Genomic DNA, 26,679 nt, shown 5'->3' on the forward strand with positions numbered 1-26,679 from the left:
GCTTAGGCCCGCAGCCGCAGGCCGGAAGGCGTGGCCCGGAAACCGGCGTCCCGTAGAACGTCCGCCAGCTCCGAGGTCAGTGCTTGCTCGCCGTCCGCTCGCTGGACCGACAGCTGACCCAGCCAGCCTTCCCGGACCGCGGCCGACAGCGCCTGCGCCGCGTCCGACAACGGTTGCCGTTCCTCCGTGAAACTCAGCAGCGACCTGCCTCCTCGCTCGACGTACAACGCCGGAACTCCGTCCACCAGCACCGCCAGCGCCCCGGCCTTGCGCGCCGGACGGTGTTTCGTGTCGCCCGTCGCGGCCGGCCAGGGGAGCGCCGCGCCGTATGGCTGGGCCGGGTCCGCGGCCGCCAGCACCACCGCGCGGCCGGGCTCCGGGCGGCCCGGGCCCGACAGCGCGCGCAGCCGGTCCACCGCCCCCTTCGCCGCGAACTGGGCCGCGCCGAGGCCTTCGACGACGTAGCCGCGGATCACCTGGCCGGTGTCCTCCATGCCGCGGAGCACCTTGTAGATCCCCGAGAACCCGCCGGTGACGCGTTCGGTGTCGAGCGCGCCGCGGGTCAGGACGCCGTGGCGCTCCAGGAACGCCTCCGTCCGCGCGTGGGCGCGCCGGGTCGCGTCGGTTTCGCGGGTCGGGGTCAGCGCCCAGCGGCCGGCGACCGTCGGCGGCCCCGACCGTGACGGCATCTGCGGCCGCCCCGCCCGCAACCGCGCGTACCGGCCGCGAGGTGCCTGGCGCCGCGGCTTGTGCGCGCCGTGCCCGGCCACCTGGGCCCGCAACGGCCCCAGCGTGTCGCCCGTCACCAGCCCCGCCCACACCAGGTCCCACAGCGCCGCCACGACTTCGGCGTCGTTCGGCGCCTTGTCCACCAGCACGCTCGCGCGGTCCACCAGCTGGCGGAAGAACAGCGCCCCACCCTCCAAAGTGGACACGAGCGCGTCGTGCAGCGGACCGGTCGGGATGTCCTCGACGACTTCCGGCAGCAGCAGGTCGGCGACGTCCGTGGGGGCGAGGGCGATCCAGCCGTCCCCGCCGGACAGCGCGCCGCAGCCCGCCCACGTGACCTCGCCCGCGGTCGTCAGCTCGTCCAGCAGCGCGGGCGAGTAACCCGGCAGCCGGCCGGGCAGGATCAGCGACTCGACCGCGCTCGCCGGCAACGGCGCCCCGGCGAGCTGCTCGACCACCGACAGCACGTCGTCCGCAGTCGGCGCCGCCCGGACGCGGCCACCGAACCCGTGCCACGACGGCAGGAACCGGCCCAGCGCCGCCGGTTCGACCGGCTCCACCTCGGCCCGCAGTTTCGCCAGCGACGCCCGCCGCAGCCGGCGGAGTACCGCGGAATCGCAGTACTCGACACCTACACCGTGCGTGTCCGGATGCCCGATCGGGCTCAGCTCGCCACGCACCAAGCGGCCTTCGCCGGTCATCCGGTCGAGGACGCCGGTGACGACCGCCATGCCCAGTCCGAACCGCTCGGCCACGGTCGCCGCCGCGAACGGCCCGCGGCTGCGCGCGTAGCGCGACAGCAGATCGCCGAGCGGATCCGCGACCGGTTCGGTGAACGCCTCGGGCACACCGACCGGCAGCGCGGTGCCCAGTGCGTCGCGGACCCGGCCGGAGTCTTCGATCGCCAGGAACCGTTCCGTGCCGCCGATCCGGACCCGGATCGCCCGCCGCGCCGCCTCCAGCTCGGTGAGCCACTCCGGCTGGATCCCGCGTTCGGCCGCCTCTTCGACGGTCAGGTCGCCGAGGAACCGCAGCAGGTCGGCGGCGTCCTCCGCGGAGCGGGCGTGCCGATCGGGGTCGAGCCGCTGCAGCGACCGTTCCACCTCGCGCACGGCCTCCGGGTCGAGCAGCTCCCGGATCGCCTCCGTGCCCAGCAGCTCGGCCAGCAGCGCCGAGTCCAGTGACAAGGCCGCCGCCCGCCGCTCGGCCAGCGGCGCGTCGGTCTCGTACAGGAACATCCCGACGTAGCCGAACAGCAGGCTGCGCGCGAACGGCGACGCGGCCGGCGTCTCGACCTCCACCAGCCGGACCTTCCGGGCCCGGACGTCGGCCATCAGTTCGCGCAGCCCGCTCACGTCGTAGACGTCCTGCAGGACCTCCCGCATCGCTTCGAGGACGACCGGGAACCGTTCGTACTTCGACGCGACCGACAGCAGCTGCGACGCGCGTTGCCGTTGCTGCCACAGCGGAGTGCGGCGCCGCGGGTCCCGGCGCGGCAGCAGCAGCGACCTCGCCGCGCACTCCCGGAACCGGGCCGCGAACACGGCCGAGCCGCCGACCTCCGCGACGATCAGCTGCTCGACCTCCTCGGGATCGAGCAGGATGTCGTCGGCGCCGATCGTGACGTCGCCGCCCTCGGCGTCGAGCGCGTCCGGCAGGCGCAGCACGATGCCGTCGTCGGAGTGCGCGACCTGCGCGTCGACCCCGCGGTTTTCCCGCAGCCGCGCGGCGATCGCCAGGGCCCACGGCGCGTTCACCTGCGCGCCGAACGGCGAGTGCACGATGATCCGCCAGTCGCCCAGCTCGTCCCGGTAGCGCTCCAGCAGGAGCGTCCGGTCGTTCGGCACGTGCCGGGTGGCGGCCTTCTGTTCGGTCAGGTAGGCGAGGAGGTTGTCGCACGCGCGCTCGTCCAGCCCCGCCGCGGCGGCTCGCTCGCGCGCCTTCACATCATCCGATGTGGACAGTTCGCGGACGAACTTCCCCAGCGCCCGGCCGAGTTCCAGCGGACGACCCGGCGCGTCGCCCTTCCAGAACGGCATCCGTGCCGGTTCGCCCGGCGCGGGCACCACGATGACCCGGTCGTGCGTGATGTCGGTGATCCGCCACGACGACGTGCCGAGCAGGATGGTGTCGCCGACGCGCGACTCGTACACCATCTCCTCGTCGAACTCGCCGACGCGGGAACCGGGTTTGTCGTCCCCGCCCGGCGTCATCACGGTGAACAGGCCGCGATCCGGGATGGTGCCGCCGGAGGTGACGGCCAGCCGCTGCGAGCCGGGCCGCCCGCGCAGCTCGCCGGCGATGCGGTCCCAGGTGATCCGGGCCCGCAGCTCGCCGAACTCCTCGCTCGGGTACCGGCCGGCGAGCATGTCGAGCACCGCGTGCAGTGCGTCGTCCGGCAGCGACGCGAACGGCGCCGCCCGCCGCACCAGCGAAGCGAGGTCCGTCACCGTCCACGGCTCCAGCGCCACCATCGCGACCACGTGCTGCGCCAAGACGTCCAGGGGGTTGCGCGGGTAGCGGACCGCCTCGATCGCGCCGGTCGCCATCCGTTCGGCGACCACGGCGCACGAGACGAGATCGCCGCGGAACTTGGGGAACATGACGCCGGACGACACCGCGCCGACCTGGTGCCCGGCCCGGCCGACGCGCTGCAGCCCGGACGCGACCGTCGGCGGCGCCTCGATCTGCACCACCAGGTCGACCGCGCCCATGTCGATGCCCAGCTCCAGCGACGACGTCGCCACCACGCACGGCAGCCGGCCGGACTTGAGGTCCTCCTCGACGCGCGTGCGCTGTTCCCGCGACATCGACCCGTGGTGCGCCCGGGCGATCACCGGCGGCGCGCCGGTGCTGACCCCGGACTGCCCGACGGCCTCGGCCGGGAACGAGTCCTCTGGCGTCAGCTCCGTCTGTTCCGCGGCCAGCTCGTTGAGCCTCGCTGTCATCCGCTCGGTGAGCCGCCGCGAGTTGGCGAACACGATGGTCGACCGGTGGGACCGGATCAGGCTCAGCACGCGCTCTTCGACGGCCGGCCAGATCGACGGCCGCTGCACGGGATTGCCGGCGATCTCCTCCAGGGTGCCCAGGCCGCCCGGCGCGATGTCGCCGGGCGGGAACGCCTCGGTCAGCGACTCCAGCGACTCGAGCGCGTCGAGCGGGCTCGGCGCCGGTCCGCCGCGCGGCGCGTCGAGGTTGCTCATGTCCTCGACCGGGACCTCGACGCGGACTTCGATGGTCTTCGCGAGCTTCGGCTGGACCACCCGCACCGGACGGCCGCCGGCGAGGAACGCGCTCACCTCGTCGACCGGGCGGACCGTCGCCGACAGGCCGATCCGCTGCGCCGGCTTCGGGAGCAGCGAGTCCAGCCGCTCCAGTGACAGCGCGAGGTGCGCGCCGCGCTTGCCGCCCGCGACCGCGTGCACCTCGTCGACGATCACGGTCTCGACGCCGCGCAGCGACTCCCGGGCCGACGACGTGAGGATCAAGAAGAGCGACTCGGGCGTGGTCACCAGCACGTCCGGCGGGGTCTTGGTGAACGATCGCCGCTCGGCCGCGGTGGTGTCGCCGGTGCGCATGCCGACCTCGATCTCCGGCACCGGGAGCCCGAGCCGCCGCGACGCCTGCGAGATGCCGGCGAGTGGCGCGCGCAGGTTCCGCTGGACGTCGACGGCGAGCGCCTTCAGCGGCGAGACGTAGAGGATCCGGCAGCGTTTCGTGGCCTCCGCCGGTGGCGGCTCCACCGACAGCCGGTCCAGCGCCCACAGGAACGCGGACAGCGTCTTGCCGGAGCCCGTCGGCGCGACGACGAGAGCGTGTTCGCCCGCGTGCGCCGCCCGCCAGGCCCCTTCCTGCGCCGCGGTGGGCGCCGCGAAGGCCCCCGCGAACCAGTCCCGGGTCGCGGGGGAGAAGAGGTCGAGCACGTCAACTGCCACGTCGTCCATCATGCGCGGCACCACCGACAGTTTCGGACCCGCTCGCCAGGATCACGCTCTGGGCGAACTGCGGGTACGTGACGTCGACCCGGGGTTCGTCGGTGATCAGCCGGTAGTCGCGGTCGAGCGGCGCCCAGTACGAAAAAGGGGCCTGGCCCAGCTTGGAGCGGTCGGCCAGCACGTACGCCTCGCCGCCCGCGTGCAGCATCGCGTGCTTGACCACCGACTGCTCCAGTGACGGGCAGCACAGGCCCCGCTCGGCCACCAGGCCGTCCGCGCCCAGGAACACCCGATCGGGTGAGATGTGCCGCAGCTGGGCCAGCACGCTCTCGCCCAGGATCGCTTCGTTGGGGTGCCGCAGCCGCCCGCCGAGGACGATGAGGTCGATCCCGGCGAAGCCGGCGAGCTCGCGGATGGCGGTGACGCCGTTCGTGACGACGGTCAGCCCCTCGCGGTGGGCGAGGTGCCGGGCGAGCCTGCCGGTCGTCGTGCCGGCGTCGAGCAGCACGACCTCGCCGTCACGCACCAGCGCGGCGGCTTCCCGGGCGATGGCGTCCTTCGCCGCCGCGTGCTCCCGGTCCTTCTCGTGCGGGCTGCGTTCGGTGTCGAGCGCGCCGCCGTAGGTGCGGACGACGTGCCCGGCCCCGGCGAGCGAGGCGAGGTCGCGCCGGATGGTCGACTCCGAGACGCCGAACTCCTCGGCCAGTTCCGCGATGGCGCCCGAGCCGTCGCGGACGGCTTCGAGCAGCATCGCGCGCCGGTCACGTGTTCCTGGTCGCGGCTGGGACATGCGCCAAGCCTTCCACAGGGACCGGTTTCAGCCCGAAGAACGCCAGCCCGGCGGCCACGGCGAGGAACGCGGCCAGCACGACGAACCCGGTGGTCGCGCTGCCCGTGACGTCGGTGAGCCAGCCGACCAGGTAGGGCCCGGCGAACCCGCCGAGGTTGCCCAGCGCGTTGATCAGGCCCATCGCCACGGCGACGACCTCGATGCCGAGGATCCGGCTGGGGATGGCCCAGAACGGCCCGTACGGCATGTAGACGCCGGTCGCGACGACGCAGAGCAGCACCAGCTGCACCGCAGCCGGCCAGTGCACGAGGTTGCCGAGCAGCAGCCCGGCGATCGCGACGACCAGCGGGACGGTGACGGCGAGCCGCCGGTTGCCGGTCCGGTCCGACCAGTGCGCGCACGCGACCATCCCGGCCAGCGCCAGGACGTACGGCACGGCCGACAGGAACCCGACGGCGGTCGCCGAACCCCCGGTCATCGTCTTCACCACCGACGGCAGCCAGAGCGAAAAGCCGTAGAACCCGGTGATCCAGAAGAAGTAGATGCCGATCAGCAGCAGCACCTGCCGGTTCGCCAGCGCTTGCCGGTAGCCCTGCTTCGCGAACGCGGGCTTCGCCTCTTCTTCGGCCTTCAGGGTGGTTTCGAGGTACTCCCGCTCTTCGGCGGAGATCCAGCGGGCCTTCGCCGGCCGATCCGCCACCGCGAACCACCAGACGACCGCCCACAGCAGCGGCGGCAGGCCCTGGAGCACGAACACCCAGCGCCAGGACATGTGGTCGAGCATGAGCCCGGACAGCGGGGACATGACGATCGCCGAGATCGGCAGGCACGTCATCCACAGCGCGTTCGCGCGGGCCCGTTCGGCCTGCGGGAACCAGGACGCGAGCAGGATCAGCACCGCCGGCCAGACACCGCCCTCGAACAGCCCGAGCAGCAGCCGGGCGAGGTGCAGCTGGGTCTCGTTCCGCACGAGGCCGCACAGGACGGCCGCGAACGCCCACGCGATCATCAGCACCAGCACCGTCTTGCGGGCGCTCCACTTCACGGCCAGTACCGCCGCCGGGATCTGCAGCACGAGGTAGCCGATGAAGAAGATGCCGCTCGCCAGCCCCTTCGCGCTGGCCGACAACGGGAAGTCTTCGCCGATGTAGGGCAGGATCACCGCGACGTTCGTGCGGTCGAGGTAGGCCAGCATGTACATGACCACCGCGACCGGGATGACGTACGCCCAGCGCTTGCGGGGGATCACCGGACGCCCGGTGGGTAGATCGAGGGCAGCTTCCGCGCGTACGGCGCCAGCGTCGCCGCGGCCTTGAACGCGGCGACCATCGTGCCGTGCGAGGCCCGGCCGGTGCCGGCGATGTCGAACGCCGTGCCGTGGTCGACCGAGGTGCGCAGGATCGGCAAGCCGACGGTCACCGACACCGTGCCGTCGAAGTCGTACGTCTTCGACGCGATGTGCCCCTGGTCGTGGTACAGCGAGAGCACGCCGTCGAACCGGCCTTGGATCCCTTGGTGGAAAACGGAATCCGCGGGAATCGGGCCGACGACGTCGAGCCCCGCGACCCGGGCGGCGGCCACCGCGGGGGCGATCGCGATGATCTCCTCGTCGCCGAACTTGCCGTTCTCCCCGCCGTGCGGGTTCAGCGCCGCCACGGCGAGTCTCGGTTTCTCGGTGCCGAACACTTCGAGCGCGGTGTACGCCTCGCGGATGGCGTGCTCGATGTTTTCCCGCGTGATCTGGCCGATCGCCTCGCGCAGCGAAAGGTGCCGGGTGGCGAAGAAGATCTTCAGCCCCGACACCCAGAACATGGTGTTGAACCGGGTCGAGCCGGTCAGCTCGCCGAGCATCTCGGTGTGCCCGAGGTGCTGCGAGCCCGCCGCCCAGATCGCCTCCTTGTTGATCGGCGCGGTCACGACCGCGTCGACCTCGCCGGCCAGCGCGAGCCGGGTGGCCACTTCGATCGCGCCCACGGCGGCGGCACCCGCGGTCGCGTTCACCTCGCCCCACGGCAGGTCTTCCCGGACCACGCCGAGGTTGAGGATGTCGATCACGCCGGTGGTGAACCGCGCGTCGGCGACCGTGGCGATGGGGTTGATCTCCAGGTTCAGGCCGAGGTGCCGGACCAGGCGTTCCAGCACGATCGCGTCGCCGACCGCGACCCCGCGCGCCAGCTGCAGCGACTCCGGCTCGGCGAGGGTCTTGAGGGTGATCTCGGGGCCGATGCCCACGGGGTCGCCGAGGGTGACGGCGAGGATGGGGAGGTCGCTCACGGGTTCTTCCTTCCGGTGGCCAGCACGTGGTTCAGGTGTTCCAGGCAAGCGACGGCGGCGTCGCGCCCGCCGATCAGCCCGCCTTTCGTGGCGAAGGGCAGCCCCGCGTGCGGGCCGCCGGAGAGCCGCCCCGCGACCGCCAGTGGCAGTACTTCGGTGTCGATCTCGAAGCCTTCGGCCCCGAGTGCTTTCGTGACCTCGACGGCGATGTCGCCGCCGGTGGCGTAGAGCCCGCCGATCCGGTGGGTGCCGAGGACCAGCCGGGCGGCTTCGCCGAGCGCCGGCGGGATCCGGGCCGCCACCGCCGGGTCGACCGGGGTGCCCGGCGCGGGCGCCCGGGTCCGGATGCCGACCACGCGGTGCCCGGCGTCGAGCAGCTTCCCGGCCGCGGCGGCGATGGCGGACGGGTCGGGGTGACTCGCGTCGACGTCGACGTACCGCGCGTCCAGCACCAGCTCGGTTTCCAGCAGCTGGTCGTGGGTCTGCCCGGTGATGCTGCCGACCACTGCGAGCACCGGCGGGACGGTGCCGTGGCCGGGCGCGAGCCCGAGCGCGGCCGCCAGCCGGACACCGAAGGGCCCGGAGTCCACCGAGATCCACCGCGTGCCTTCGGCCGCCAGCCGGGCCGCGGCCTTGGCGACGGTGGTGAGGTGCCGGTTCGTCGTGGCGTCGCAGACCACGATCCCGGCGGTGCACCGCAGCGCCGCCTCGATCGCGTCCACGCCTTCTTCGACGACGTCCAGCGGGAGTTCGGCGATCTCGCGGCGCGTGGGCTGGAGCAGCGTGCGGATCCGGGACGTCTTCACCGGCGCCAGCGGGTCGCGCGCCGCGGGGCTTTCGGCCAGCGGCACGCCGTCGACCAGGTGCAGGCCGCCGAGGGTGACCCGGCCGGCGTCCGGGAACGCGGGCACGACCAGGGCCCGCGCGTCCGGTGCCGTGGCCAGGACGGCCTCGGTCTCCACACCGACGTTGCCGCGCAACGTGGTGTCGACGCGCTTCACCGTCAGTTCGACGGGACCCACTTGCGCCACCACCTCACGCACCGCTCGCGCGGCGTGTGAGGGGGAAGCGTGCCGGGTACTCAGGTTCACCACCAGAGCGTCGATCCCGCTCTCCGCGCGGAAGCAGGGCGCGTCCGGTTCGAGCGGCGCGGTGACGGAAACCGCGCGCAGCCCGAAGCGGGCGTACAGCGCTCCGGTCGCGTTGCTGCCGGTCAGGTCGTCCCCGATGACGAGCAGCTTCGGCACCTCACGCTCCCTTCTGCGCGATCTGTGCAACTCGATTGATCGAACTGCGCAACTATCGTGCACCGTGATCACCGCCGAAGTCAAGGAGCAGCGACTTTCGCGGGTCCGCACGCACGGTGACCGCGCGCATGGCAGCATCACGGCGAACGCCGTCGAGGCGGGTTTTCGTGAAGGGGAGTGCAGTGCGGATCCTGTCGGTGGACCTCGGGACGTCCAACACCGTCGCCGTCCTTTCGGCGCACGGCATGCCGCCCCGGGTCGTCGAGGTGGACGGCTCGGCCACCATGCCGTCGGCGGTGTTCGCCTCCGAGGACGGCACGATCATGGTCGGCCGCGACGCCGAGCGCCGCGCCCGCCTCGACCCGACGCGCTTCGAGCCGAACCCCAAGCGCCGCATCGACGAGCAGACCCTGCTGCTCGGCACCGACGTCGTCCCGGTGACCGACGCGCTGGCCGCCGTCCTGCGCCGCGTGCTCGAGGAAACCTCCCGCCAGCTCGGCGGCGAACAGCCCGACGAGGTCCGGCTGACCCACCCCGCGCAGTGGGGCCAGACCCGCCGCAACGTCCTGATGTCCGCCGCCCGGCTCGCCGGGATGGGGCAGAACATCCTGCTGGTGCCCGAACCCGTCGCCGCGGCCGCGCACTTCGCGTCGTTCCCCGGCAAGTCCCTCGCGCCCGGCCAGGCGCTCGCGGTCTACGACCTCGGCGCGGGCACCTTCGACGTCGCCGTCGTCGGCGCCACGCAGAACGGGTTCACCGTGCTCGCCGAGGACGGCCTGCCCGACCTCGGCGGCCTCGACGTCGACCAGGCGCTGATGGTGCACGTCGGGCGCGAGGTCTCGCACTCGGACCCGCAGCGCTGGCAGCGGCTCCTGCGTCCCGAGTCCACCGGCGACCGGCGCACCCGGCGCGCGCTGCAGGAAGACGTCAAAGCGGCCAAAGAGGCACTGTCGCGGCACCCGCAGACCGAAGTCCCGATGCCCGAGCCGTTCAAGGACGTCCTCGTCACGCGCGGTGAGCTCGAAGGCCTGGTGCGGCCGGCGATGCTGCGCAGCGTCGAACTGCTTTCGCGGACGCTGCGCTCGTCCGGGCTGACCCCGGACCGGCTGGCCGGCATCTACCTCGTCGGCGGGTCGAGCCGGCTGCCGCTGGTCGGCACGATGATCGCGGAGAAGCTCGGTGTCGTGCCGGGCAGCCTCGACCAGCCGGAGACCGCCGTCGCGCTCGGGGCCCAGCACGTCGCCCGGGACGGGCTGGGCATGCGCACCCAGAACGTCGAAGGAGCCGTGGCGGCGGGCGCCCCGCACCGCCCGCAGTACGCGCCGCCGCCGCGGTACCCGGGCTACGCTCCGGCGAACTTCCCGCCCAGCGGCCCGCAGCAGGTGCAGAACCCGGCGCCGTCGAACTTCCCCAGCTACTCGCCCGCGCCGGAGCGAGCCGAGGCGAAGCCGCGCGGGAAGAAGAAGCTGCTCATCGGCATCGCGGTCGCGGTCGTCGTGGTGCTCGCGGCCGGGCTGACGTTCGTCCTGACGTCGTCGTCCTCGACGGCCACCTACACCGCCGACCAGTGCAAGACACCCGGCCAGGCCGACGACAAGGGCCTCACCGGCTGCCTCCGCCAGCTCGCCGGGAAGATCGCCGACACCGGCGACTGCAAGCCGGGCATGGGCAACGGCCCGGCGGCGCCGGCGGAGAACCTCGGGGTGGCCTCGACCTGCTCGGCGCCGGGCCGGGCGGGCACGCAGGTCACCTACGTCCAAGGCGACAGTGCCGACACGCTCAAGCAGTACACCGACGGCTTGCTCTCCTCGGCGGGCGGCGACCGCACCGAGGCCGACTGGGGCGGCAACGGGCTGAAGGGCCACTACTCGTCGGCCGCGGGCCGGACGGCGGCGGTGCTCGTGTTCACGGTGTCGGACCGGCCGCTGGTGGGGTTCATCTACCAGCTGAACTCGAGCGACCAGGCCGAGGCGACCACGCCGGACACGCTAGCCAACTACTTCGAAGCGAGCGTCCAGCCGGGCGGGTAGCGAACGGACCGTTCGCGCCCTCCGGTTAGAGTGGTCCCGATGCGGATCACGGTTTTCCGGCGGCTGATGGCCGACGAGTTCGGGCCCGGGCGGGCCCAGGTGCTGGCCAGGGACCACGTGCTCAGCGCGCTCGGCGGCCGCACGGTCGACCAGGCGCTGACCGCCGGAATCCCGGCCAAGGACGTCTGGCGCGAGGTCTGTGACGCCTTCGACGTTCCGCGTGAACGGCGCTGACCTGGGCGGATGCACGCTGCCCTGACCCGGGCGGGCGAAAACCCTAGCGCAAGGGTGTGTCGCTGCGGACCTCGAACAGGTGTTCGTCTAAGGTGTTGTCCACATCGGGTCCAGCGATCCACAGATCGGGCGCCGCGCCTGGAATTGTCGGTCCCCGCCGCTAGCGTCGGACCGGACAGCTGAAGAACCGACACAGCGCCCTCGAGACGGGGGCTTCGACCAGCGAGGTGGACTTCCATGCCTGCAGCACCCGACAAGGACAAGGCGCTCGAGCTCGCGCTCGCGCAGATCGACAAGCAGTACGGCAAGGGCTCGGTCATGCGGCTCGGCCAGGACGGCCGCGCGCCCGTCTCCGTGATCCCGACCGGCGCGATCGCCCTCGACGTCGCGCTCGGCATCGGCGGGCTGCCCCGGGGCCGGGTCATCGAGATCTACGGCCCGGAGTCCTCCGGTAAGACCACGGTCGCCCTGCACGCGGTGGCGAACGCGCAGAAGAACGGCGGCATCGCGGCGTTCATCGACGCCGAGCACGCGCTGGACCCCGAGTACGCCAAGAAGCTGGGCGTGGACACCGACGCGCTGCTCGTGTCCCAGCCGGACACCGGTGAGCAGGCGCTCGAGATCGCGGACATGCTGATCCGCTCCGGCGCGCTCGACATCCTGGTCATCGACTCCGTGGCCGCGCTCGTGCCGCGCGCCGAGATCGAGGGCGAGATGGGTGACTCGCACGTCGGCCTCCAGGCCCGCCTGATGAGCCAGGCGCTGCGCAAGATGACCGGTGCGATGAACAACTCCGGCACCACCGCGATCTTCATCAACCAGCTGCGCGAGAAGATCGGCGTCATGTTCGGCTCCCCGGAGACGACGACCGGTGGCAAGGCGCTGAAGTTCTACGCGTCGATCCGCCTGGACGTGCGCCGCATCGAGACGCTCAAGGACGGCGGCGAGCCGGTCGGCAACCGCACCCGCGTCAAGGTCGTGAAGAACAAGATGGCCCCGCCCTTCAAGCAGGCCGAGTTCGACATCCTGTACGGCCACGGCGTCTCCCGCGAGGGTTCGCTCATCGACATGGGTGTCGACCAGGCGATCCTGCGCAAGTCCGGAGCCTGGTACACCTACGAAGGCGACCAGCTCGGCCAGGGCAAGGAGAACGCGCGGAAGTTCCTGCGCGACAACCCGGACATCGCCAACGAGATCGAGAAGCGGATCAAGGAGAAGCTGGGCATCGGCGCGCAGGTCGACGCCGAGGCCGTCGAAGCCGTGCCGGCGCCGGTCGACTTCTGATCGGGGGAGGGGGCTGCGGGATTGGGTGGGGTGTGCTCGCGGAGTTCGCTCGCCCTGATCCCTCCGCCGTGTTCTCCGGGGGTCGAACCCCCGGACCCCCGCCAGGGGGCAAGCCCCCTGGACCCCCGCGTGGTCGCGTTGCGTGGTGACACGTGGCTTGGGCTTGTGAAGATCGAGGAGTGATCCAGGTGGCGAGGGCGCCGAAGATCCCGCCGGCCGAGCTTCCTCCCGAGGAGCGCTACAAGAAGGCCAAGGAGATCTGTTACGACCTCCTGGCCGTGCGCGCGCGGACTCAGGAGGAGCTCCGGCAGGCCTTGCGCCGCAAGGGGTTCGACGAGGAAACCAGCGAAACCCTGCTCGGCAAGCTCGACCGGGCAGGGTTGGTGAACGACGCGGAGTTCGCGGAGCTGTGGGTGAAGTCCCGGCACGAGACCCAGGGCTTGTCCCGCACCGCGCTGCTGGCCGAGCTGCGACGCAAGGGCGTCGACGACGAGGTCGCCGCGCAGGCGGCGGGCGAGGTCGACCGCGAGTCCGAAGAGCAGATGGCCAGGGAACTGGTCCGCAAGCGCCTCGGGTCGCTGGGCAACGTCGACGAGCAGACGGCGCTGCGGCGGCTGCTCGGCTTCCTGGCCCGCAAGGGCTACCCGCAGGGGCTGGCGTACACGGTCATCAAGGAGGAACTCCGCGAGTACGGCGCGGAGTCCACCCTTCTCGACGACGCCTACATCGAGTGACGGCGGCTGGTCCCGGCGCGGAGTGGACCGTCGCGCACTTCTCCCAGAGCAACGCGGAGGGCTCCGGGCAGGGTGACGTGGCGGCGTTGCTGCGCCGGGTCGCCGACACGCTCGACGAACTCGGTGACGTCCAAGTGCAAGACATCACCTTCGCCAGTGAGGTCACCGCGGGCGAAGACGCGCTGCGGATGACGGTGTACTACCACCGGGAGCCACGGCGCCGGTGACGGCGCGCGGGCGGCGGGCCCGGTGCGCACGTCACGCCGAGACCGGCTCCCGGCCGGCCGGCACCCGGCGGTCCGAGCGGTGCTTGCGGACCACCAGCAACAGCACCGCGAGCAGCCCCATCACCACGCACGTGACCACCGCCGACAGCACCAGGAACTCGTTCAGCTGCCCGGCCGCCAGGTACGCGCCCAGTGCCACCGCCACCACGGCGCACACCGCTCGGTCCACAATGGATTCCATCGACAGGAGCGTCGCGCGGTAGCGGGAGTCCGGGATCGAGTCGTTCAGCAGCTGCTTCTGGACCGGGAACGAAATCCCCGTCGCCACCGCGAAGACGCACAACACCAGCACCGTCGGGAAGGAACCCACGAACACGACCGCGCCGAGGCAGAGGGCCATCACGATCGTCAGCGTGAACACCGATCCCACCGGGCCGATCGCGCGGCGGAGGCGGTGCGGGCGGGCCGCGCCCAGTGCCTCGAAGACCGTCATCGCGGCCAGCACCGCGCCGTACCAGTTCACCGACAGGGACTTCGACTCCAGGATCGGCTGGAACAGGTTGACCTGGCAGATGCGGACCAGCGTGAACATCGCGATGCCTTGGACCATCAACACCATCAGCCAGCGTGACGAGCGCAGCGCCGACAGCGCGCCGCCCACTCCGGCGAGCAGAGACGCCGTCTTGTCCCTGACGACGCGGCCGCCCGGGATCGCGGGAAGCTTCAGCGCGAACACGAGCGCGATACCCGCGTTGATCGCCGTCAGCCAGTACGGGGAAGGGAGGTTCCACGTCATCAGCAGGCCGATCACCGGCCAGTACACGATCTTGCCGATCAGGCTGTACGCGCGGCCGACCCCTTCGACGCGCAGGTAGTGCTCCCCGGCACCGGAAGCGTGCAGGTACTCGTACAGGTACGCGCTCTGCGCGCCGGACACCAGCGACCGCGCCAGTGCGATCAGGACGAAGTGCAGCAGGAACCCGGTGTACGAGCCCAGGAACACCGGCACCAGATTCGCCGCCACGAGCACGCCGGCGCCGGCCGCCAGCGACGTGCGGTAGTCGAACCGGTCGGCGATCATCCCGGTCGGGATCTCCAGCAGGCAGAACACGATGTAGTAGATGCTCTGGATGCCGAAGATCTCGCCGTCGGACAAGCCGGCGAGCTTCTGGTACTGGTAGAAGATCGGCACCCACAGCAGCAGGCCGAAGAAGAACTGGAACCCGTAGGTCAGCCGGACGGTGCGGCGGACGGCGGGGTTCGCGGGCAGGCGAAGGCCCAGCATGGTCGTGTCTCCCGGAAGGTCAAACAGAATAAGGACGCAGCTGCACGAGGTGGAGGTGGTCGCCGTCGGCGAGCCACTCGACGTCCACCGGCGAGCCGAACGTGTAGTCGGGCGAGAAGTGGCCCTGCAGCAGGCGGCCGGCGATCGCGAGCCGCTGCAGCTGGTCGTGGGCCCGCGAGTCGAGGTCCGCCGTCGCGTCGCCGAGCGACACCGTGCGGCCGCCGCCCTCGACCGTCGAGTACAGGTACTGCATGGGCAGGGCCGAACCGTCGACGACGTCGGTCACGCGCGGCGACACGTTGACGTACACCGTGCGGAAGTCCGCGCGGTTCATCGGGTTCGTCGTCACCAGCACGCCGCCGAAGTCGGCCGTGACCTGCTCCTGGATCACCACGCCCATGTAGCACTCGTCGAGGGAGATCCCCGCCTGCCGCCGCAGCCGGACGCTGCGCACCGACACCAGCGAAGCCCAGACTTCCTTGACGCTGGCGAAGATCCGCTCGGCCGTGGTGACGTGGTTGAGCGACTCGTAGATCCCGGCGGCCGAGAACCCGGCCAGGTCTTCGGCGTTCGACGAGCTGCGCACGACGAACGTCCGCACGCCGGCCAGCTGCGACACCAGCGCGGAGTCGATCTCCCCGGCCAGCGCACCCGGCATCCGGGCCGACCGGATCAGGCCCTGCAGCTCGACGCACAGCGGCTCGATCTCCCGCGCGTCCAACTCCAAGGCCATCTTCAGCTTGCCGATGGCCTGCTGGATCCGCGGTGACGACTCCAGGAACCGCCGCTGCAGCGAGAACGGCAGTGCGATGCCGCGCGGCACGCGGACGTGGTCGTCGAGCAGCCGGCGGGCCGCGGCGGCCAGGTCGGGAACCGAGGCCCCGGCGGGGACGTCCAGCAGCCGGGCCAGGTACGGCAGCAGGTTCTCCCGCGGCGGCCGCGGCACCTGGTAGAAGCCGAGCAGGCGCTGCGAACCGTGCGCCAGCACGTGGTGCAGCTCGCCGAGGTTCGCCGCCTTGGTGCCGTAGCGGTAGCGGTCGGCCGCGCGCAGCCGGGCGAGGTTCACGATCGGGCTGCGCTCGGACTCCGGCTCCTCCAGCGTGACGCGCTGGGCGTACCAGCTCGGCGGCGCCGCCGTGGCCGGCTCGGCGATCTCCCGCAGCGAGAGCGCTTGAGCGTCCACTGTGTACTCGACCCACTTGCCGTCGAGCTCGCGGCGCTCGACGTCGGCCAGCGCGCCGACCTGGACGGCGTTCGGGATCTGCCAGCCGGTGGCCAGGACGTTGGTGTGCGACAACGGCGTCGTGTGCCGGGCGTTGACGATGCCGGACAGCCGCGGGATGTCTTCGGGCACGCGGTCCATCACGATGATGTCCGACCAGTCCAGCGTCGCGGCCCGGTACTCGGCCTCGGTGCGGAACGCGCGCAGCCGCCCGGTGGCCGTGCCGGGGTTCAGCGCGACGAACGGCGCCGTCGAGAACAGCTCGTGCGCGAACACCCGGGGCAGTTCGCTCGGCGGGATCTCCCGGACGATCCGTTCCTGCAGCTGGTTGGCCGGCTTGAACACCAGCGGCAGCGCGGGGTCGACGTACCGGGCGACGAAGGCGTGGAACTCGCGGATCAGCTCGGCCGGCATCGTGTCGACCTCGACCGTCTCCAGCGAAAGCATCTGCGGGTGCCGGGCGAGGATGCCGAGCAGGAACCGGCGGTCCGGCGCGTGGTAGAAGTCCTGGTTGTAGGAGTCGATGTCCGCGCGCACCCGTTCTTCGGGGACGCCGAGGATCTCTTCCCCGATATAGATCGCGTGAAAGGAATGGCGCGCGTCGTTCAGGAAGTGGATGACCTCGTTTTCGCGGTCCACCACGACCTTGACGAAGGAATAGCCGCCGAGGGTGCCGCCCAGCTGGTGGAGGGCGGACAGGGAAAGCCGTTCGCCGATGAGGGCGGCGACGTTCTCGGGGGCAGGACTGGGCGCGACCACATCGGTCAGGGACAACGGATCTCCTCGCTCGAAACAGCGAGGAGGAACGATAACAGGGGGTGAATCACCGACCGTGGCGCAAATGCCCCGCTCACTGGCACAAATGGGCCAACGCATGACCGCCGCCACACCCGTTAGGAGCACCGTTCCAGCGCTTGGGAACGGTGCTCCCGGAATCCGGACGCCGATTCCGCCGTTCGGGTCCGTAATTCCGTGGGGTGATCTCGGCTACAGCTTCGCGGCTTCGGCGGCCAGTTTCTCGATCGTCGCGAAATCGAGCGAGGACGTCAGCCACGAGCCGCCGATGCAGCCGACGTTCGCCAGCGCCAGGTAAGAAGGCGCCGACGGCACCGTGATGCCGCCCGTCGGGCAGAATTTCAGGGACGGCAACGGGCCCGCGATCGACTTCAGGAACGCGACCCCGCCGGACGCCTCCGCCGGGAAGAACTTCAGCGCCGTCAGCCCGCGTTCGGCCAGCCGCATCGCCTCCGACACGGTGCTCGCGCCGGGCAGGAACGGCAGCCCGGTCTCGAAGCACGCGTCGACGACCGCGTCGGTGCAGCCCGGCGTCACGAGGAACTTCGCCCCCGCGTCCGCCGCCTGCTTCGCGTGGTCCGCCGCGGTGACGGTGCCGGCGCCGACGACGATGTCCGGCACCTCGCTGGCGACGCGTTCGATCGCCGACAACGCGGCCGCAGTGCGCAGGGTCAGCTCGATGACCCCGATCCCGCCGGCGAGCAGGGCCCGGGCGACCGGCACCGCGTCTTCGGCGTCGTCGATCACCACGACGGGCATCACGGGGGACAGCTCGAGCAGGTCCTGACCGGTGGTCACTGACCGACCTCCTGGATTGTGAAAGCGGGCGTTCCGAAGTGCTCCGGCGTCAAGCCGCCGAACACGGAAGCGCCCTGGTCAGCGGGGCCGACGGCACGGCGCAACGCGGCGAACAGCTCTCGGCCGGTGCCGGTCCAGGATGCTTCGGACGGCGGTCCGTCCACAAGCTCACGGCGGGCGAGTTCTTCGTCACCGACCAGCACGTCGAGCGAGCCCGAAGACGCGTCGAGCCGGATGACGTCGCCGTCCGCGACGCGGGCGATCGGGCCGCCCACCGCGGCTTCCGGCGTCACCTGGATGGCGGCCGGGATCTTGCCCGACGCGCCCGACATCCGGCCGTCGGTGAGCAACGCCACCGCGTGCCCGCGGTCCATCAGCACGCCCAGCGCCGGGGTGAGGCCGTGCAGCTCCGGCATGCCGTTGGCCTGCGGGCCCTGCTGCCGGATCACCACGACGACGTCGCGGTCGAGCTCGCCGGCCTGGAACGCGGCCGTGAACGCCTCCTGGGTGGTGAACACCCGCGCCGGCGCCTGGACGACCCGGTGCTCGGGCGCCACCGCGGACACCTTGACCACCGCGCGGCCGAGGTTGCCCTCGACCATCCGCAGCCCGCCGTCCGCGGCGAAGGGGCGCCACGCCGGGCGCAGCACCTCTTCGTCGAGGCTGCGGGTGGGCACGTCGCGCCAGACGAGCTCGCCGTCGGACAGGATCGGCTCGGCCCGGTAGCGGTGCAGCCCGAACCCGGCCACCGTGTGGACGTCTTCGTGCAGGAATCCGGCGTCGAGCAGCGTGCCGACCAGGAACTGGAGGCCGCCGGCGGCGTGGAAGTGGTTGATGTCGGCGCTGCCGTTCGGGTAGACCCGCGCCAGCAGCGGCACGACGGCCGAGAGGTCGGAGAAGTCGTCCCACGTCAGCTGAATGCCCGCGGCCGCGGCGATCGCGACCAGGTGCATCGTGTGGTTGGTCGACCCGCCCGTGGCGAGCAGCGCGATGACGCCGTTGACGAACGCCTTCTCGTCGAGGATCCGCGAGACCGGCGTGTACTCCTCGCCGCGCGAGATCGCGACGACCCGGCGCCCGGCTTCCTCGGTCAGCGCCTGACGCAACGCCGAACCGGGCTGGACGAAGCTGGCGCCCGGCAGGTGCAGGCCCATCACCTCGACGACCATCTGGTTGGAGTTGGCCGTGCCGTAGAAGGTGCAGGTGCCGGCCGAGTGGTACGACGCCGCTTCGGCGTCGAGCAGGTCTTCGCGCGTCGCGAGGCCCTCGGCGTACAGCTGCCGGACGCGCGCCTTCTCCTTGTTCGGCAGCCCGGAGTTCATCGGCCCGGCCGGGACCAGCACGGCCGGCAGGTGCCCGAACGACAGAGCACCGATCAGCAGGCCGGGCACGATCTTGTCGCAGACGCCCAGCAGCAGGGCCGCGTCGAACATGTCGTGCGAGAGCGCGATCGCCGTCGACATCGCGATGACCTCGCGGCTGAACAGGGACAGCTCCATGCCCGCGCGGCCCTGGGTGATGCCGTCGCACATGGCCGGGACGCCGCCGGCGAACTGGGCGACACCCCCGGCGGAGCGCACGGACTTCTTCAGCCAGGCCGGGTACTCCTGCATCGGCTGGTGAGCCGAGAGCAGGTCGTTGTAGGACGAGACGATCGCGACGCCGGGAGCGCGCGCGGCTCGCAGCGCCTCCTTGTCGACGCCGTCCATGGCCGCGAAGCCGTGGGCGAGGTTGCTGCACGCGAGGCCGCGGCGGACCGGGCCTTCGGCGTGCGCGGCGGCCATGCGGTCGAGGTACGCGGTGCGCGTCGCGGCACTGCGCGCGGTGATGCGGGCGGTGACTTCGGCGACGGTCGGGTGCAGCGGGGTGGGAGTGGGGCTCATGTCCGGCTCCGGATCACTGGTGTGTGGTGGTCCGCGGGACGGCAGCGCTGACGCCTCAGGGTCGTGACACTGGCCACACTACCTCGGGAAAACGCCGAATCAAAATCGATTCAGAAGATCGACCCGCGTGACCCCGATCACCCTCGGAACCGTTAGTGTGCTAGTTGTCACACTGCACGACGCGTGGCACAGCCGTAGCCGGTTCCCTGCCAGCCCCACCACACGGGAGGCATGATGTCCACCTCCGAGATCGCCGAGCTGCGGCGAACCATCGGCCAGCTCCGGCAGTGCGTCGGCGCACTGCGCTCTCGTTACGGCGACGCTTCGGCGGTCCGCCGGCTCGCCAACGACGTGGAGCGCCTCGACATCGACACCGCGGACCTCGACGGCACGCCGCTGGCGGTGCCGGCGCAGGCGAAGGCCGCCGAGCGCGTCCCGGTGCCCGACACCCCCTACGACCCGGCGCTCTGGCACGGCGCCGATGACGAAGGCGTCGGCGGCTACAAGCGCGACCAGCGGTGAGCGCTCCGGCTGACAACGGCGTCGGCACCGGCGTCCGGTCCCCGAAGCGGGCCCGGATCGCCGAGCGCACCCTCCGCACGGACCGGTGGTGGCTCCAGCCGCTGCTGACCGTGCTCGGACTGTCGGCGTTCATCATCTACGCGACGGTCCGGTCGTTCGTGCGCACCGCGTACTGGGTGCCCGACTACCACTACCTGACGCCGTTCTACTCTCCCTGCCTGTCCACGTCGTGCGTCGAGGGCTCGAGCCACTTCGGCCACTGGTTCGGCGACCTGCCGGGGTTCATCCCGCTCGGCTTCGTCGTGCTGCCGTTCCTGCTCGGGTTCCGCCTGACCTGTTACTACTACCGCAAGGCCTACTACCGGGCGGTGTGGTTCTCCCCGCCCGCGTGCGCCGTCGCGGAACCGAAGGCGAAGTACACCGGCGAGACGCGCCTGCCGCTGATCATCCAGAACGTCCACCGCTACTTCTTCTACGTCGCGCTGGTCGTTTCGCTGATCAACACCTACGACGCGATCACCGCGTTCCACGGGAAGACCGGCGGCTTCGGCTTCGGGCTGGGCAACATCGTCCTGCTCGCCAACGTCATCCTGCTCTGGGCCTACACGCTTTCCTGCCACTCGTGCCGGCACGTCACCGGGGGCAGGCTGAAGCACTTCTCCAAGCACCCGGTGCGGTACTGGATCTGGACCCAGGTGACGAAGCTCAACACCCGCCACATGGCGCTGGCCTGGACGACGCTCGGCACGCTGGTGCTGACCGACTTCTACGTCATGCTCGTGGCCAGCGGGGCGATCTCGGACCTGAGATTCGTGAACTAGCCTCCGCCCTTCCCGACAACGACGTCCCCATTTCCGAGGTGGAATTCCTACATGACCGAGGTCGAACGGCACAGCTACGACGTGGTGGTGATCGGTGCCGGTGGCGCCGGTCTGCGCGCGGTGATCGAGGCCAGGGAACGTGGCTTCCGCGTAGCGGTCGTGTGCAAGTCCCTGTTCGGCAAGGCGCACACCGTGATGGCCGAGGGCGGCTGCGCGGCGTCGATGGGCAACGCCAACTCGAACGACAACTGGCAGGTCCACTTCCGCGACACCATGCGCGGCGGCAAGTTCCTCAACAACTGGCGGATGGCCGAGCTGCACGCCAAGGAGGCGCCCGACCGCGTCTGGGAGCTGGAGACCTACGGCGCGCTGTTCGACCGCACCGCCGACGGCCGGATCAGCCAGCGCAACTTCGGCGGGCACACCTACCCGCGGCTGGCCCACGTCGGTGACCGCACCGGCCTCGAGCTGATCCGCACGATGCAGCAGAAGATCGTTTCGCTGCAGCAGGAGGACTTCGCCGAGACCGGGGACTACGAAGCCAAGATCAAGGTCTTCGCCGAGTGCACGATCACCGAGCTGCTCACCACCGACGGCGCCATCGCCGGCGCGTTCGGCTACTGGCGCGAGAGCGGCCGGTTCATCCTGTTCGACGCGCCCGCGGTCGTGCTCGCGACCGGGGGCATCGGCAAGTCGTTCAAGGTGACGTCGAACTCGTGGGAGTACACCGGGGACGGCCACGCGCTGGCCATGCGGGCCGGCGCGAACCTGATCAACATGGAGTTCGTCCAGTTCCACCCGACCGGGATGGTCTGGCCGCCGAGCGTCAAGGGCATCCTCGTCACCGAGGGTGTGCGCGGCGACGGCGGCGTGCTCAAGAACTCCGAGGGCAAGCGGTTCATGTTCGAGTACGTGCCCGAGGTCTTCAAGGGCCAGTACGCCGAAAGCGAAGAGGAAGCCGACCGCTGGTACGCCGACGCGGACAACAACCGGCGCACGCCGGACCTGCTGCCGCGCGACGAGGTGGCCCGCGCGATCAACTCCGAGGTCAAGGAGGGGCGCGGCTCCCCGCACGGCGGCGTCTTCCTCGACATCGCCAGCCGGCTGCCGACCGAGGAGATCAAGAAGCGGCTGCCGTCGATGTACCACCAGTTCAAGGAGCTGGCGGACGTCGACATCACGGCGGAGCCGATGGAGGTCGGCCCGACCTGCCACTACGTCATGGGCGGCATCGAGGTCGACCCGGACACGGCGGCGGCGAGCGTGCCCGGCCTGTTCGCGGCCGGCGAGTGCTCGGGCGGCATGCACGGGTCCAACCGGCTCGGCGGCAACTCGCTGTCCGACCTGCTGGTGTTCGGCCGCCGCGCGGGGCTCGGCGCCGCCGAGTACGTCAGTGGCCTGGCCGACCGGCCCGCGGTCGCGCAGTCCGATGTGGACGCGGCGGCGAAGATGGCGCTCGCGCCGTTCGACCCGCCCGAGGGCACCACGGCCGAGAACCCGTACACCCTCCACACCGAGCTGCAGCAGTCGATGAACGACCTCGTCGGCATCATCCGCAAGGCCGGCGAAATCGAGCAGGCGCTGGTCAAGCTGTCCGAGCTGCGGGAGCGGATCCTGCGCGTCACCGTGGAGGGGCACCGGCAGTTCAACCCCGGCTGGCACCTCGCGATCGACCTGCGCAACATGCTGATGGTCAGCGAGTGCGTCGCGAAGGCCGCGTTGACGCGCACCGAGAGCCGCGGCGGCCACACGCGCGACGACTTCCCGGGCATGGACGCCGAGTGGCGGCACAAGCTGCTGGTGTGCTCGGCGTCGGAGGGGGACAACCCCGTCGTCCCGAACGTCGACGTCGTGGTGAAGGAGCAGGTGCCGCTGCGGCAGGACCTGCTGGAGCTGTTCGAGTTCGGCGAGCTCGGGAAGTACTACACCGACCACGAGCTCGAGGCGCACCCCGGGAGCAAGGCATGAGCGAGCTTGCGAGTGAATCATTCAACACAGCGTTTCCGGCTCAGGCGGCACCGAGCGCTGGCGAGGTGTGCGCATGAGTTACAAGGCGAGTTTCCGCGTCTGGCGCGGCGACGACACGGGCGGCGAGCTGCAGGACTTCACGGTGGAGGTGAACGAGGGCGAGGTCGTCCTCGACATCATCCACCGGCTGCAGGCCACCCAGGCGTCGGACCTCGCGGTGCGCTGGAACTGCAAGGCGGGCAAGTGCGGCTCGTGCTCGGCGGAGATCAACGGCAAGCCGCGGCTGCTGTGCATGACGCGGATGTCGACGTTCACCGAGGAAGAGGTGATCACGGTGACGCCGATGCGGACGTTCCCGGTGATCCGCGACCTGGTGACCGACGTGTCCTTCAACTACACGAAGGCGCGGGAGATCCCGTCGTTCACCCCGCCCGCGGACTTGAAGCCCGGTGAGTACCGGATGCAGCAGGTGGACGTCGAGCGGTCGCAGGAGTTCCGGAAGTGCATCGAGTGCTTCCTGTGCCAGAACACCTGCCACGTGGTCCGCGACCACGAGGAGAACAAGGAAGCCTTCGCGGGGCCGCGGTACCTGATGCGCATCGCCGAGCTGGAGATGCACCCGCTCGACGTCGCGGACCGGCGTGACGCGGCGCAGGAGGAGCACGGCCTCGGCTACTGCAACATCACCAAGTGCTGCAGCGAGGTGTGCCCGGAAGGCATCCACATCACCGACAACGCGCTCATCCCGATGAAGGAGCGCGTCGCCGACCGCAAGTACGACCCGATCGTGTGGCTGGGCAACAAGCTCTTCCGCCGGGACAAGTGACGGGTTTTCTTCAGACGCTCGCGAACCGCGCTAGAGGCGGTTCGCGAGCGTCTTTCCTCAGCTACTGCAAGGAACTCGCGTGACGCTGCTCGCCGGGGCGCGCGTGTTCGATCCCGAAACCGGTGAGACGACTCGTGCCGACGTCCGGCTCGACGGCGAACGGATCGCCGAAGTCGGGCCCGGTCTCGACGGCGACCAGCGTGTCGACTGTTCCGGCGGCCTGCTGATCCCCGGGCTCATCGACTGCCACGTGCACGTCGCGTTCCGGCGGCCCGAGCCGTTGCCGCGCAGCGCCCGGATTCTCGAGGCCGTGCCGGTGTTGCGGGGGTTGCTGGCGCGGGGGATCACGACCGTGCGGGACGCGTGGGGCGCCGACGCCGGGTTCAAGCACGCGCTGGCCCAGGGGTGGATTTCCGGGCCGGACCTGCTGGTCAGCCTGCGCCAGCTGGGGCCGACCGGTGGGCTCGGCGACACGTGGGACCCGGCCGCGGGCGCCGTCGACAACTACGGCGACCCGTCGCTGCCGGACCCGCTGTTCGACGGGCCGGACGCCGCCCGCGCGGCCGTCCGCCGGATGGTGCGCGCGGGCGCCGACTGGATCAAGGTCGGCGCGAGTGGCTCGATGCGGGCGGTCCGCGCGGGCGTGGACGTCCGCCCGACCGATGCCGAGCTTGCCGCCGTGGTCGACGAGGCCGGCCGCTGCGGCCGCGATGTCCTGGCCCACGCGCACACGTCGGCGGCGGTGGTGTCGGCGGCCCGCGCCGGCGCGCGCAGCATCGAGCACGGCACGTTCCTCGAGGACGACGCCGTCGCGGCCCTCGCGAACGCCTGGTACGTGCCGACGCTCTCGCCGATGAGCGACACCGAGTTCGCCGGCACGCACCGGCGTTCGCTGCGCCTCGCGGTGGAGGCGGGCGTCCGGATCGCCGCCGGGTCCGACCTCGCCCCGCGTCCCCATGTCGACTTGACGACCGAGCTGCGCCTGCTGGCCGCGGTCCTCGGTGACGCGGCGGCCCTGAAGGCAGCCACGTCCGAGGCCGCCCGCCTGCTCCGGCTCGACGGCGACCGGGGTCGCATCGAGTCGGGCCTGCGCGCGGACCTCGTGCTGCTCGACGGCACAGACCTGGACGTGACGGATCTGCCCGGCCGGGTCCGGGCCGTCTGGCACGATGGCGAACGGGCCGGTGCGCTCACTTCGCCATGAGATCGAACTCCTCGGCCAGCCGGACCAGGAACTCCCGCGACTCTCGTTCGGGCAGGGCGACTTGTTCCAGACGCGTGCGCAGGACGTAGAACGCTTCGACAGCCATGCGTTCGTCGATGAACAACCCGGCGGCGAAGGTCTCTTCGTAGGCCACCGGCGGGTGTTCGGCGAACTCGAGGATCGTGAACCGGCTGCCGACCAGGTGGTACGGCGGCGCGGACGCGGGGACGACCCGGATCGTGCAGTGCGGAAGGTTGGTGGCCAGCACCAGGTACTGCAGCTGTTCGTGCATCAGCGCGGGGTCGCGCAGGATCGATCGCAAGGTGTGCTCGTAGACGAAGTAGAGGCACTGCGGTGGGTTCCGGCGCTGCAGCAGCTGTTGCCGATCGATCCTGGCCTGCATGAGCAGCTTCAGCCGGTCCGTGGTGTACCGCCCGGACATTTCGTAGACGGTGCGGACGTAGTCTTCGGTCTGGAGCATGCCGGGCAGGGCCAGCGGGCTGTTGGAGATCACTGCGGTCGCCAGGTTTTCCTGGATGATGAGGGACTTCGCCGGGTCGACGAGCGGGTCGAAGTACGGCCGCACCCAGTACAGCTCGCTCGGCGGCCGGGTCAGGTGCAGCAGCCGCTCGCGTTCCGCGGCCTCGGTTCCGCAGTGCGCGAGGTAGATCGCCGCGTCGATCGGCGAGATCCGGCGGCCGTTCTCCCAGCCGGACACCTTCGACGCCGACCAGTGGGCTCGCCGGGCGACCTCACGCAGCGACATCTGCTTCGCCTCGCGCTGGGACTTCAGTTCGACGCCCATCTCCCGGGTGCGCACCGTGCTCTTTTCGGTCATGCCCGCACGCTAAAGGCAACCACCGACAAAATGTCCTCTGCCGCGCAGGGGTTCACCGGAACGGATGTTGCTGTTCTGCCTGTGCGACAACGGATTCCGCTCGCGAAGCGCTGCGAAGCAGCTTCGCAAAATGAAGCGCGCTTCGCACCAATAGTAAGCCACGCTGGCGTTCACGACGTTCATTCCCGGAATCGAACTGAGCCGGCGGTGCCGTCTCGCCGCTCGCGGACTGGACGCCAAGTTCAACGAGGGTGCCGTCTTCCTGCCGGCGGCAGCGGATCGGCCGTCGGGCACCGCGACCTCACCCGCGCGGTGGTTGACTGCGCGCATGACTGAACCGAAACCGCGGGACCTCGCCGCCCTGCTGCTGACGCTGACCGTCGTGACCGGGGTCGTCGACGCCGTCAGCTTCCTCGGGCTGGGCCGGGTGTTCGTGGCCAACATGACCGGGAACGTCGTCTTCCTCGGGTTCGCGGCGGCGGGGGAGTCGACGCTGTCGGTGCTCGCGTCGCTGACCGCGGTGCTCGCGTTCCTGGCGGGCGCGCTCGCCGGCGGGCGGCTGGCCCGGCGCGAGGACGACTACGACGCCCTCCGCCAGGCGACCGCGGTCCAGGCGGCGCTGATCGCCGTGGCGGTCGGGCTGTCGGCGACCCTCGGCAACGGCACCCGGCTGGGCAGCGAGCTGCTGATCGTCGTCCTGGGCGTGGCGATGGGCCTGCAGAACGCGGCGGTCCGCCGGATCGGCGCGCCCGACCTGACGACGACGGTCTTGACCATGACGCTGACAGGCTTCGCGGCCGATTCGAAGGCGGCCGGCGGCGCGGGGTCGCACCCGGTCCGGAAGGTCGCCGCGGTGGGCGCGATGCTGGTGGGCGCCTTCGCGGGCGGGCTGCTGCAGCTGCACGTCGCCATGTGGACCGCGCTCGCGCTGGCCCTGGCGCTCGTCCTCGGGGTGCTGGCCGTGCTGCAGGTCGGCCGGGGCCGTAACAAGCCGGCGACCGGAAGCGACTCCGCCTGACGTCAGGTGATCTCG

At 71.1% G+C, this 26,679-nt stretch carries 21 protein-coding genes; 11 read left to right on the forward strand and 10 right to left on the reverse strand.

Annotation, left to right across the window (positions count from 1 at the left end; all coding sequences use genetic code 11):
* Window positions 1-2: 2 nt before the first annotated feature.
* From AA23TX_RS08610 to AA23TX_RS08630, 5 genes are read right to left on the reverse strand one after another with little or no spacing between them, the layout of a single operon-like run.
* Complete coding sequence (locus AA23TX_RS08610) at window positions 3-4,676, reverse strand: DEAD/DEAH box helicase (protein WP_196425235.1); 4,674 nt, start codon at window positions 4,674-4,676, stop codon at window positions 3-5.
* Window positions 4,654-5,454: a DeoR/GlpR family DNA-binding transcription regulator gene (locus AA23TX_RS08615; RefSeq protein ID WP_155542031.1), complete on the reverse strand. Its 801-nt coding sequence runs from the start codon at window positions 5,452-5,454 to the stop codon at window positions 4,654-4,656. Before AA23TX_RS08615 ends, AA23TX_RS08610 begins: the two co-directional genes overlap by 23 nt.
* Complete coding sequence (locus AA23TX_RS08620) at window positions 5,426-6,703, reverse strand: MFS transporter (protein WP_155542032.1); 1,278 nt, start codon at window positions 6,701-6,703, stop codon at window positions 5,426-5,428. The genes AA23TX_RS08615 and AA23TX_RS08620 overlap by 29 nt, the downstream gene beginning before the upstream one ends.
* On the reverse strand, window positions 6,700-7,728 hold the full coding sequence (gene pdxA, locus AA23TX_RS08625) for a 4-hydroxythreonine-4-phosphate dehydrogenase PdxA (RefSeq protein WP_155542033.1): 1,029 nt from the start codon (window positions 7,726-7,728) through the stop codon (window positions 6,700-6,702). The genes AA23TX_RS08620 and pdxA overlap by 4 nt, the downstream gene beginning before the upstream one ends.
* Complete coding sequence (locus tag AA23TX_RS08630) at window positions 7,725-8,975, reverse strand: four-carbon acid sugar kinase family protein (protein ID WP_155542034.1); 1,251 nt, start codon at window positions 8,973-8,975, stop codon at window positions 7,725-7,727. Before AA23TX_RS08630 ends, pdxA begins: the two co-directional genes overlap by 4 nt.
* A gap of 182 nt (window positions 8,976-9,157) precedes the next feature.
* Between AA23TX_RS08630 and AA23TX_RS08635 the strand changes: the two genes are divergently transcribed.
* From AA23TX_RS08635 to AA23TX_RS08655, 5 genes are all read left to right on the forward strand, one after another.
* Window positions 9,158-11,005 carry an Hsp70 family protein gene (locus tag AA23TX_RS08635; protein WP_155542035.1) on the forward strand — a complete coding sequence of 616 codons (1,848 nt, stop codon included), beginning with the start codon at window positions 9,158-9,160 and terminating at the stop codon, window positions 11,003-11,005.
* A 39-nt stretch (window positions 11,006-11,044) separates the two neighbouring features.
* Window positions 11,045-11,239 carry a DUF3046 domain-containing protein gene (locus tag AA23TX_RS08640; protein ID WP_155542036.1) on the forward strand — a complete coding sequence of 65 codons (195 nt, stop codon included), beginning with the start codon at window positions 11,045-11,047 and terminating at the stop codon, window positions 11,237-11,239.
* 237 nt (window positions 11,240-11,476) lie between these two features.
* Complete coding sequence (recA, locus tag AA23TX_RS08645; RefSeq protein WP_155542037.1) at window positions 11,477-12,523, forward strand: recombinase RecA; 1,047 nt, start codon at window positions 11,477-11,479, stop codon at window positions 12,521-12,523.
* Window positions 12,524-12,729: 206 nt separating this feature from the next.
* The gene (locus AA23TX_RS08650; RefSeq protein ID WP_155544329.1) at window positions 12,730-13,257 is read left to right on the forward strand and encodes a regulatory protein RecX; all 528 of its coding nucleotides are present in this window, start codon (window positions 12,730-12,732) and stop codon (window positions 13,255-13,257) included.
* The gene (locus AA23TX_RS08655) at window positions 13,254-13,484 is read left to right on the forward strand and encodes a hypothetical protein (protein WP_155542038.1); all 231 of its coding nucleotides are present in this window, start codon (window positions 13,254-13,256) and stop codon (window positions 13,482-13,484) included. The genes AA23TX_RS08650 and AA23TX_RS08655 overlap by 4 nt, the downstream gene beginning before the upstream one ends.
* Before the next feature lie 31 nt (window positions 13,485-13,515).
* Here the strand turns inward: AA23TX_RS08655 and AA23TX_RS08660 are convergent, their stop codons facing one another.
* From AA23TX_RS08660 to edd, 4 genes are all read right to left on the reverse strand, one after another.
* On the reverse strand, window positions 13,516-14,769 hold the full coding sequence (locus tag AA23TX_RS08660; RefSeq protein WP_155542039.1) for an MFS transporter: 1,254 nt from the start codon (window positions 14,767-14,769) through the stop codon (window positions 13,516-13,518).
* A gap of 19 nt (window positions 14,770-14,788) precedes the next feature.
* Window positions 14,789-16,765, reverse strand: a complete 1,977-nt coding sequence (locus AA23TX_RS08665) for a PEP/pyruvate-binding domain-containing protein (RefSeq protein WP_155542040.1) — start codon at window positions 16,763-16,765, stop codon at window positions 14,789-14,791.
* A gap of 213 nt (window positions 16,766-16,978) precedes the next feature.
* A complete protein-coding gene (gene eda, locus AA23TX_RS08670) occupies window positions 16,979-17,584 on the reverse strand; it encodes a bifunctional 4-hydroxy-2-oxoglutarate aldolase/2-dehydro-3-deoxy-phosphogluconate aldolase (RefSeq protein ID WP_155542041.1) in 606 nt (201 codons plus the stop codon).
* Complete coding sequence (gene edd / locus AA23TX_RS08675; protein WP_196425236.1) at window positions 17,581-19,467, reverse strand: phosphogluconate dehydratase; 1,887 nt, start codon at window positions 19,465-19,467, stop codon at window positions 17,581-17,583. The genes eda and edd overlap by 4 nt, the downstream gene beginning before the upstream one ends.
* Window positions 19,468-19,701: 234 nt before the next feature.
* Between edd and AA23TX_RS08680 the strand changes: the two genes are divergently transcribed.
* From AA23TX_RS08680 to AA23TX_RS08700, 5 genes are all read left to right on the forward strand, one after another.
* Window positions 19,702-19,989, forward strand: coding sequence for an Rv0250c family protein (locus AA23TX_RS08680; RefSeq protein ID WP_196425237.1), 288 nt, complete (start codon window positions 19,702-19,704; stop codon window positions 19,987-19,989).
* Window positions 19,986-20,810 carry a succinate dehydrogenase subunit SdhC gene (gene sdhC, locus AA23TX_RS08685; RefSeq protein ID WP_155542043.1) on the forward strand — a complete coding sequence of 275 codons (825 nt, stop codon included), beginning with the start codon at window positions 19,986-19,988 and terminating at the stop codon, window positions 20,808-20,810. The genes AA23TX_RS08680 and sdhC overlap by 4 nt, the downstream gene beginning before the upstream one ends.
* A 51-nt stretch (window positions 20,811-20,861) precedes the next feature.
* The gene (locus AA23TX_RS08690; RefSeq protein ID WP_155542044.1) at window positions 20,862-22,778 is read left to right on the forward strand and encodes a fumarate reductase/succinate dehydrogenase flavoprotein subunit; all 1,917 of its coding nucleotides are present in this window, start codon (window positions 20,862-20,864) and stop codon (window positions 22,776-22,778) included.
* Window positions 22,779-22,851: 73 nt separating this feature from the next.
* Complete coding sequence (locus tag AA23TX_RS08695) at window positions 22,852-23,604, forward strand: succinate dehydrogenase/fumarate reductase iron-sulfur subunit (protein ID WP_155542045.1); 753 nt, start codon at window positions 22,852-22,854, stop codon at window positions 23,602-23,604.
* Between the two features lie 79 nt (window positions 23,605-23,683).
* Entirely contained in the window at window positions 23,684-24,808 is a 1,125-nt protein-coding gene (locus AA23TX_RS08700; protein ID WP_196425238.1) for an amidohydrolase family protein, read from the forward strand.
* Here AA23TX_RS08700 and AA23TX_RS08705 read toward each other — a convergent pair.
* On the reverse strand, window positions 24,795-25,646 hold the full coding sequence (locus AA23TX_RS08705; RefSeq protein ID WP_155542047.1) for a helix-turn-helix domain-containing protein: 852 nt from the start codon (window positions 25,644-25,646) through the stop codon (window positions 24,795-24,797). The two genes, AA23TX_RS08700 and AA23TX_RS08705, sit on opposite strands and share 14 nt — an antisense overlap.
* A gap of 328 nt (window positions 25,647-25,974) precedes the next feature.
* Between AA23TX_RS08705 and AA23TX_RS08710 the strand changes: the two genes are divergently transcribed.
* Window positions 25,975-26,664: a YoaK family protein gene (locus tag AA23TX_RS08710; protein ID WP_155542048.1), complete on the forward strand. Its 690-nt coding sequence runs from the start codon at window positions 25,975-25,977 to the stop codon at window positions 26,662-26,664.
* Window positions 26,665-26,679 lie beyond the last annotated feature (15 nt).

This window comes from Amycolatopsis camponoti (assembly GCF_902497555.1).
Classification (GTDB): Bacteria; Actinomycetota; Actinomycetes; order Mycobacteriales; family Pseudonocardiaceae; genus Amycolatopsis; species Amycolatopsis camponoti.